The sequence below is a fragment of the Roseateles sp. P5_E8 genome (assembly GCF_054177665.1).
Genome location: NZ_JBGCUM010000121.1, coordinates 1 through 2,948, shown reverse-complemented (window position 1 = coordinate 2,948; position 2,948 = coordinate 1). Strand labels below are relative to the sequence as shown.

4 protein-coding genes are annotated in these 2,948 nt (G+C 67.8%); 2 read left to right on the top strand and 2 right to left on the bottom strand.

Features of this window, described 5'->3' with window-relative positions:
• Positions 1-83 precede the first annotated feature (83 nt).
• The gene (locus ACXRVZ_RS27475; protein ID WP_457426692.1) at positions 84-548 is read left to right on the top strand and encodes a CBS domain-containing protein; all 465 of its coding nucleotides are present in this window, start codon (positions 84-86) and stop codon (positions 546-548) included.
• A 76-nt stretch (positions 549-624) separates the two neighbouring features.
• Positions 625-1,722 (top strand): chorismate synthase, encoded by a 1,098-nt coding sequence (gene aroC, locus ACXRVZ_RS27470; protein WP_457426694.1) that lies wholly within the window; start codon positions 625-627, stop codon positions 1,720-1,722.
• A 30-nt stretch (positions 1,723-1,752) separates the two neighbouring features.
• Here the strand turns inward: aroC and ACXRVZ_RS27465 are convergent, their stop codons facing one another.
• Both ACXRVZ_RS27465 and ACXRVZ_RS27460 read right to left on the bottom strand, forming a co-directional pair.
• Positions 1,753-2,247: a disulfide bond formation protein B gene (locus ACXRVZ_RS27465; RefSeq protein WP_457426696.1), complete on the bottom strand. Its 495-nt coding sequence runs from the start codon at positions 2,245-2,247 to the stop codon at positions 1,753-1,755.
• Positions 2,247-2,714, bottom strand: a complete 468-nt coding sequence (locus ACXRVZ_RS27460) for a RidA family protein (RefSeq protein ID WP_458233117.1) — start codon at positions 2,712-2,714, stop codon at positions 2,247-2,249. Before ACXRVZ_RS27460 ends, ACXRVZ_RS27465 begins: the two co-directional genes overlap by 1 nt.
• Between the last annotated feature and the right edge of the window lie 234 nt (positions 2,715-2,948).

Genomic DNA, 2,948 nt, shown 5'->3' with positions numbered 1-2,948 from the left:
GGCGAGGCGCGCAACGACGCCCTGCGCCCGCGCAGACCCTCTCGCACCGATTCCCGTAGCCTTAACAGGCCCTAGGAGGCCCCATGAAAGTCGTCGATATCCTGCGTGTCAAAGGCGGCACCTTGTTCACCGTCACGCCCGACGAACCGCTCAAAGAATCACTGTCCGTCATGGCCGAACGCGACATCGGCTCGCTCGTCGTCATGGAGCACGGCGACCTGGTCGGCATGCTGACCTTCCGCGAGGTCATCCAGGCCGTCGTGAAGAACAGCGGCGCGGTGGGCGCCACCATCGTGCGCACGGTCATGGACGATGCGCCGCTGACCTGCACACCCGAGACCGAGATCGACGAGGTGCGCCGCATGATGCTGGGCCGCCACGCGCGCTACATGCCGGTCATGAACGGCAAGACGCTGATGGGCGTGATCTCGCTGTACGACGTGGCCAAGGCCGTGGTGGACAGCCAGGACTTCGAGAACCGCATGCTCAAGGCCTATATCCGCGACTGGCCGGTGGAAGAGAACGCCGAGCCGGAATCGAAACTTTGAGAATCCGGTTCGCATCCTGAGAAGGCGGCCTTGCGAGGCCGCTTTTGCATTTCAGGGCCGCCTAAACTTCGGGCCTATGTCAGGCAGCACCTTCGGCGAACTCTTTCGCGTCACCAATTTCGGCGAAAGCCACGGCCCGGCCATCGGCTGCATCATCGACGGCTGCCCGCCGGGCATGCTGCTCAGCGAGGCCGACATCCAGCCCGAGCTGGACCGCCGCCGCCCCGGCACCAGCCGCCACGTCACGCAGCGCAACGAGCCCGATGCGGTCGAGATCCTGTCGGGCGTGTATGAGGGCGTCACGACCGGCACGCCCATCTGCCTGCTGATCAAGAACACCGATCAGCGCAGCAAGGACTACGGCAACATCCTCGACACCTTCCGCCCCGGCCACGCCGACTACACCTACTGGCGCAAGTACGGCGTGCGCGACCCGCGCGGCGGTGGCCGCTCGTCGGCCCGGTTGACGGCGCCCATGGTCGGCGCCGGCGCGGTGGCGCGCAAATGGCTGCGCGAAGCCTATGGCACCGAGTTCCGCGGCTGCATGACGCAGCTGGGCTCGGTGGAGATCCCGTTCGAGGGCTGGGAACACGTCGGCCAGAACCCCTTCTTCGCCGCCAACGCCAGCAAGATCGCCGAGCTGGAGGCCTATATGGACGCGCTGCGCAAGGCCGGCGACTCCGTCGGCGCGCGCATCCGCGTGGAAGCCACCGGCGTGCCGGTGGGCCTGGGTGAGCCGCTGTTCGACAAGCTGGACGCCGACATCGCCTACGCGCTGATGGGCATCAACGCCGTCAAGGGCGTGGAGATCGGCGCCGGCTTCGGCGTCGTCGCGCAGAAGGGCAGCGAGCACGGCGACGAGCTGACGCCACTCGGCTTTGCCAGCAACAACTCCGGCGGCATGCTGGGCGGCATCTCCACCGGCCAGGACATCGTCGCCAGCATCGCCATCAAGCCCACCAGCTCCATCCGTTCGCCCAAGGCCAGCATCGACCGTGAGCTCAAACCCACGACGGTGGAAACCTTCGGCCGCCACGACCCCTGCGTGGGCATCCGCGCCACGCCCATCGCCGAGGCCATGCTTGCCCTGGTGCTGATGGACCATGCGCTGCGGCACCGGGCGCAGTGCGGCGATGTGGTGTTGCCGGTCGAGGCCATCCCCGGCCACAGATAGCCTGGCACTGCCAGGCTGTGACGGGGCGGGTCAGCGCTTCGTTAGCACCACCAGGCCCAGCGCGCCCAGGCCGGCAAACAGCAGGCCGCTCCAGATCTCATACGGCAGGAAGGCGAAGCGGTAAGCCGCTGCCTCCGCGCAGTTGGCCGTGATCATGAACACCGACGGCCACAGCTCTTCGAGACCGAGTGCGGTCACGACCTTGTCTGCCAGGCCCATCGCGCAGCTCGCTGTCTGCGACGCCACCTCGTGCTGGAAGACCGCGGCTGTCAGCCCCGCCGCGCACATCAGCAGCACCGCCACCAGCGCCGCCTGCCGCAACGGCCGCTTGGCCTGCACCAGCCAGCCCAGCAGCGCGAACACGCCGATCAAAAGGAAGATGCCGCGCTGCAGCACGCACCAGGGGCAGGGCTTCACACCGAACTGATGCTGGGCGATCAGCGCAACGCCGACCGCCGCGAAGCTTGCCAGGCCCATGACCGCCAACGCGCGGGCCGGGAACTTCGAAGGTTTGACGAAGAACATCAATCGGCGATCTCGGCGATCAGCTCGATCTCCACGCAGGCGCCCATCGGGATCTGCGCCACGCCGAAGGCACTGCGCGCATGCTTGCCCGCGTCGCCCAGCACCGCGGCCAGCAGCTCGGAGCAGCCATTGGTGACGAGGTGCTGYTCGGTGAASTCGGCCGTGCTGTTSACSAGGCTCATCACCTTGACGATGCGCACCACCTTGCCGAGGTCGCCGGTGGCGGCCTGAAGCGTGCCGAGCAGGTCGATGGCGACGGCGCGTGCGGCCTGCTGGCCGGTGGCGGTGTCCGTGTCGCGGCCCAACTGGCCGACCCAGGCCTTGCCGTCCTTCTTGGCGATGTGGCCGGACAGGAACACGAGGTTGCCCGTGCGCATGAAGGGCAGGTAGGCGGCGGCGGGCGTGGCGACCGGCGGCAGCGTGATGCCGAGTTCGGTCAGCTTGGCCTGGATGTCAGAGGAGCTCATGGGGGAAGCGCCGTGGCGCGAGGCAAAAACGGCGGCATGCTACACCCCGCTCCAAGGGGCCTGTTTGCCCGACGGGAATCGGATGCGTTGTCACTCAAAAAGCCGCGAGCAAGGCGTGAGGCGAAGCCGGGGTGCCCCCCCGGCGAGGCCGAGCAACGCCGCGCGCGGGTTTTTGAGTGGCAACCCGAAGGGAGAGGGGCTGCGCGGGCGCATGGCGTCGTTGCGCGCCTTGCC

Bases quoted from the DNA above. Each gene is read 5' to 3' on its own strand.
- ACXRVZ_RS27475 (WP_457426692.1), top strand. From the start codon at position 84: ATGAAAGTCGTCGATATCCTGCGTGTCAAAGGCGGCACCTTGTTCACC.
- aroC (WP_457426694.1), top strand. From the start codon at position 625: ATGTCAGGCAGCACCTTCGGCGAACTCTTTCGCGTCACCAATTTCGGC.
- ACXRVZ_RS27465 (WP_457426696.1), bottom strand. From the start codon at position 2,247: ATGTTCTTCGTCAAACCTTCGAAGTTCCCGGCCCGCGCGTTGGCGGTC.